The sequence below is a fragment of the Daejeonella sp. genome (genome assembly GCF_044232565.1).
GTDB lineage: Bacteria > Bacteroidota > Bacteroidia > Sphingobacteriales > Sphingobacteriaceae > Daejeonella.
The window spans coordinates 1-3,526 of the sequence record NZ_JBIILQ010000330.1 but is presented as its reverse complement, the minus strand read 5'-3'; the positions used below and the strand labels follow the sequence as shown (position 1 = coordinate 3,526).

Sequence of the window (3,526 nt, the reverse complement as noted above, 5' to 3'; positions counted from 1 at the left end):
ATTATACTGATTTTGATGGAGGCGTTTATTTAATTGACAAGAATTCAGGAAAACTGGAATCTAAAATGATTTTTTCTGCAAATGATCATGGTATTACCCGTCTTCAAGGTGCTGTTTTTTTTAATGATCAGCTTTTTTTATGTGGTAATATTAGTGTGAATAATGAAAAAGGAACTAAAGGTAGAATGGTTCGTTACGATGGAATATCAAGTGGATTACCAACTTTAAATGTGGTTTTTAATACAGTAGAATACGGGACAAATGCCACTACTTTCGACCATGGTTGGAATGCTTTAGAAATAAGTAAAGACGGAAAATATATTTACGCTAATACCGGTGCTCGGACTGATCATGGTGAAGTTCAAGATAATAAAGGAGCTTATCCTAATGCAAGAGACAATGCACTTACAGCCAAAATTTTTAGGTTTCCAATTAATGCATTGAATCTTGAATTACCAAATGATTTAATTAAACTTAAGGAAGCTGGGTTTATATATTCGGAAGGTATTCGTAATGCTTATGATATCGCTCTTGATCCTTCAGGTAATTTGTTTGCTGTAGTAAATTCCTCTGATTATGATCATAACGAGGATATGTTTTTGGTAAGAGGAGGTAGGCATTATGGTTTCCCTTGGGTGATGAGTGGAATTGAAAATCCTCAGCAATATCCAGATTGGCAACCAAACCCAGACACTGACCCTTTTCTTCCTCGTTCTTCTCATGCTTGGGCAGTGAAATATTTTAGAAATGATCCAGAATTTCCTAAAATTCCTGAAGGAGTGAAGTTTAGTCCCGGTGTTCAGAATCTGGGACCAGATGCCAATGAATATAGAGGACACTCTGGTAAAATTCTGGATGGTGACAATACTGGCGTAACCACGAGTACTTTTACGCCACATAGCTCACCTCTGGGACTTGTTTTTGATACTCGTAAAGAATTAGCTTCAGATTTTAATGGAGATGGTTTTGTGCTTAGAAACTCCTTAGGTAGTCGCTCAAGTATGATGAAACCTTTTACAGATCAAGGTCGTGATTTACTACACTTAAAAATGTCTTATGATAGCGGCAGTGATAATTATTTTGTTAAAACGACAAGAATCATTGATTCGTTTAATAACCCAACAGATGCTATTTTAGTAAAAAATGTACTTTATATTATTGAATACGATGCTTTGGAAGGAACAATTTGGAAAATCACTTTGCCTTCTAGAAGTAAAAATTCAAGAAAAAAATAATTTATCGAAAAACATTTAAAAGGTTTAATCATTAATGATAGCGTTTTTTAGATATTTTTTTTGTTTATTTAGATTATAATTAAAATTTATGAAGTTTAAAATATTCGTCCTTGTCGCAACAATTTTTGTTTTTACAGTAAGAGTTTCAACAGCACAAACTATTTCTAAAGAGGAATTAGTTTTTTTAACTTCCGAATGGAAGGGTGAACGCTTCTCTGATGGCCGTCCGAAAATTGCAGATAATTTATTAGAAAGAGCTAAAAAAATTGGAATTGATGATGCTTGGCAAGTTTTAAAAGTCATGGGTTATACCAATCAGTTTGAATATGGTTGGAAAACACTAAATGATGATATGATTACCGGTAGGGCAGTTACTGCTATGTTTATGCCTACAAGACCCGATATTGAAAAGAATTTAAAATCTAGGGGGGCACAACAAGGACGCGTTGGGAATACAAATTCATGGCCCATAGCTGTACTTACAAAAGGAGATGTGTACGTTGCTGATGGTTTTGGGAAGATTGTGGCCGGTACTTTAATGGGTAGCACGCTAGCAACTTCTATTTATACCAAATCTGGCAATGGGGTGATTTTTGACGGTGCTGCAAGGGATGTCCAAGGTCTTGAAGAGATTAAAGGTTTTAATGCATTCGTGCGTGATTTTCATCCGAGTTTCATGGAGGATATGGTTTTAATGGGATTAAATACTCCAATTCGTATTGGTAAAACTATGGCTGTGCCCGGCGACCTTGTCATTGCGGGTAAAATCGGTGTTCTATTTGTTCCAGCTCATTTAGCTGAGCAGGTGGTTTCTACAGCCGAATTTATTGTCAGAAGAGATAAATATGCTTTTGAAGTCATAAAATCAGGTAAGTTCTCAAGCGGTCAATTAGATAGTGAGTGGACGAGTGAGATTAAAGATGATTTTATTAAATGGATGGAAAAACATCCCGAAGATGGAAAAATGACTAGAGCTGAGCTTGATGTGATTATGAGTAAAAGAACTTGGTAAATAATAATAAAAATAAATTTTAATTAAAATCTGATATTTTGAAACAGTTAAACTCTTATTCTGCAGCAATTGGAATTGCAGCTCTATTGCTTTTGATTTCTCTCGGAATGATTTTTACGGGTAATATTCAATTAGCTGGTCCGATACTAATGGCCTTTTTTCTAACTCTGGCATTCGGTTTTAGAGGTTATGAAAGTCTTAAGGGCTTTGCCTACACTACTATCATATTTGCTGCCGTAACAATGGCACTTTATTACCCAACTTATTTCATAACTGTAGGCGAGTTTAAACTTACAGGTTTAATTACCCCCCTAATACAGATTATTATGTTTGGAATGGGTACTTCTATGAGTGCGAAGGATTTTGTGGCAGTTATTAAAACTCCAAAAGGCGTTGTTATCGGTATTATAGCCCAATTTTTGATCATGCCTAGTATGGGTTATTTCTTAGCTTCTATGACAAGTTTTCCTCCTGAAATTGCAGCCGGAATTGTCTTAATTGGTTGTTCTCCAAGTGGTTTAGCATCAAATGTGATGTCTTATTTAGCGAAAGCAAACCTCGCATTATCTCTTACTATCACTTCAATTGCTACGCTACTTGCTCCTGTATTAACTCCCTTACTCATGAATTTGCTTGCAGGCGAGTTTATTGAGATTGATATGTTTAAAATGATGTGGGATATCGCAAAAATGATTATTATTCCTATTGGAGCCGGACTATTATTTAATAAGCTATTATCAGGTAAGGCTAAATGGCTAGATAATGCTATGCCAATTGTTTCTATGACTGGTATTGCCTTAATTATAGTTGTAATTACTGCAGCTGGTCGTAATAGTCTTCTAGAAATTGGAGGTCTATTGATTCTAGTTGTGCTTATTCATAATATTTTTGGCTATTTCTTAGGATACTGGTTTGCTCGTTTATTTAAAATGCCCGAGCGTGATGCTAGAACTGTTGCTATTGAAGTGGGTATGCAAAATGGGGGTCTTGCCTCTGGAATTGCAAATAGCCTAGGTAAAATTGCTACTATGGGCTTGGCACCTGCTGTATTCGGGCCTTTGATGAATATTACAGGATCCATGTTAGCATCTTACTGGCATAAGAAAACTCCGGAAGGTTATGTAGAACCTGAACTAGAGGGTGAAGTTCGCTCACACTAATTGTTAATTATTAAAAAAATTTCTATGTATAAATCATTGTTATTTATTGTTTTAATAGCTTTTTCAGCCCTTAATTTAAATGCTCAAACCAAGGATGTTCAAGCGGTTTCTCTTGCAGT

3 protein-coding genes are annotated in these 3,526 nt (G+C 35.5%); all 3 read left to right on the top strand.

All coding sequences use genetic code 11. From position 1 onward, the window contains the following. A partial coding sequence (locus ACILQF_RS12940) for a hypothetical protein (RefSeq protein WP_395627815.1) occupies positions 1–1,235 on the top strand: 1,235 nt, incomplete at its 5' end. A gap of 88 nt (positions 1,236–1,323) precedes the next feature. Continuing rightward, the gene (locus tag ACILQF_RS12935; RefSeq protein ID WP_395627814.1) at positions 1,324–2,247 is read left to right on the top strand and encodes an RraA family protein; all 924 of its coding nucleotides are present in this window, start codon (positions 1,324–1,326) and stop codon (positions 2,245–2,247) included. Positions 2,248–2,285: 38 nt separating this feature from the next. Continuing rightward, the gene (locus ACILQF_RS12930) at positions 2,286–3,407 is read left to right on the top strand and encodes a bile acid:sodium symporter family protein (RefSeq protein ID WP_395627813.1); all 1,122 of its coding nucleotides are present in this window, start codon (positions 2,286–2,288) and stop codon (positions 3,405–3,407) included. Positions 3,408–3,526 lie beyond the last annotated feature (119 nt).